General features: G+C 36.0%; 1 protein-coding gene. It reads right to left on the bottom strand.

The features are described from left to right. Positions 1 to 187: 187 nt before the first annotated feature. Positions 188 to 1,387, bottom strand: a complete 1,200-nt coding sequence (locus QUB26_RS31780; protein WP_333321297.1) for an ISAs1 family transposase — start codon at positions 1,385 to 1,387, stop codon at positions 188 to 190. Between the last annotated feature and the right edge of the window lie 94 nt (positions 1,388 to 1,481).

Here is a 1,481-nt window from a genome sequence, read left to right as displayed (position 1 = left end):
CAGGGTAAACGCATCTAAATTAATTTGACAAACACCTAAATTTGTGCATTACTAAATAACTAAAAAAAACTTTTAAAAATCATTAACTTTAACCACATTTAAGCAAATTAAATCATAACCTTAAGATTTTCTAAACTTCTTAAAGCCGGAGAATTTTCCTTCTTAGATAGGTGTTAGATTTCGAGCATTAACTGGCAGAGTTTAAAATTTGCACTAAATAATTATTGTCCATTGCCGCTCGATACCGTTTCATTTTTAGACTTTGTTTGGAAGTTTTTTCTTGTTTTAGTAAATTTATAGCCAAGCGACGTAGAAGTGCAAAATTTTCGGGAGAGTTCTGTTTCCGAATCCGGCTTTCATCTTCACAAAAGGTCACATCAAGCGTCCAATGTAAGCTATTTTCAATGCCCCAATGACTGCGGATAGCCCCAGCAATTATCTCAGCATTACTGCTTAAACTACTCAAATAAAAACGAGCTTCAGTCGTGGTTTTATTCCACAGCCGTCGTTCACTAACTATCATGACAACTGTTTTTAATCCCGTCCATAATTCTTGATTGTGCAGAGGTGGTAACTCGGATACATCAACAGTCCAAACTTGTCTTTTTTCCACTCGATGATGTCCAGCTTCTACTTGCTCATAATAACTGTAGTCTCTGCCTAAATAATCTGATTTTTGAGCTACTTCAAACCACTCTTTCACAGCTTGATAGAGGAGTTTTTGATTGCCTTTTAAAGCTAAAACATAATCTCCTTTTTTCTTGATAATCAGAGATGTTATTTCTTTTTGACAGCCCATAGCATCTATGGTTATTACGCTTCCGGCAATCTCTAACATTTCTATTAATGCCGGAATTGCTGTCAGTTCATTTGATTTTTTATCGACTTTTTTTTGACCTAAAACCAATTGATGAGATGAAGACCAGGCTGTAACTATATGTAGCGCTTTTTGCTGGTCATTTCGGTCATAAGATTGTTTCATCGTTTTGCCATCAATGGCAATCACGTTTAGTTCTAATTCCCCGACTATGGCATTTACCCAACTCAAAAAGCATTCTTGAAACTGTTGTGGTTCAATTCGGGCAAATACCCGACTAAATGTGTCATGAGATGGTATGCCATTCGGTAATTCTAGAAAGCTTTTTAACCATTCATATTTGGCATTACCATAGGCTTCTATTGCCACCCATCCGTCGGCACCGCTAATGATAGCTAGAATCGCAATCGCTATAATATCTTTGAGTAAGTGTTCTTTACTTCTTTCTATTCTGGGGTCTTTCAAATTGGCAAAATGTTCTAAAAAACTGGCATTTAAAATATTCATTGAAGGCAATGAATCTGTTTGTTTTTGTTGGGAAGTTACAGCTTTACTAAAACCTCTTGCCATTGATAGCACCCATAAACTACAACAAACTACATTGAAATTTAGTCGGATTTAACTGTAGCATATTTTGGGTTCCAGTTAAGATGCGTTTACCCTG

Source organism: Microcoleus sp. B4-C1 (assembly GCF_036705285.1).
Taxonomy (GTDB): Bacteria; Cyanobacteriota; Cyanobacteriia; order Cyanobacteriales; family Microcoleaceae; genus Microcoleus.
This window is presented reverse-complemented; position numbering and strand designations above follow the sequence as displayed.

Coding starts and splice junctions, on each gene's coding strand:
- QUB26_RS31780 (WP_333321297.1), bottom strand. CDS start 1,387: ATGGCAAGAGGTTTTAGTAAAGCTGTAACTTCCCAACAAAAACAAACA.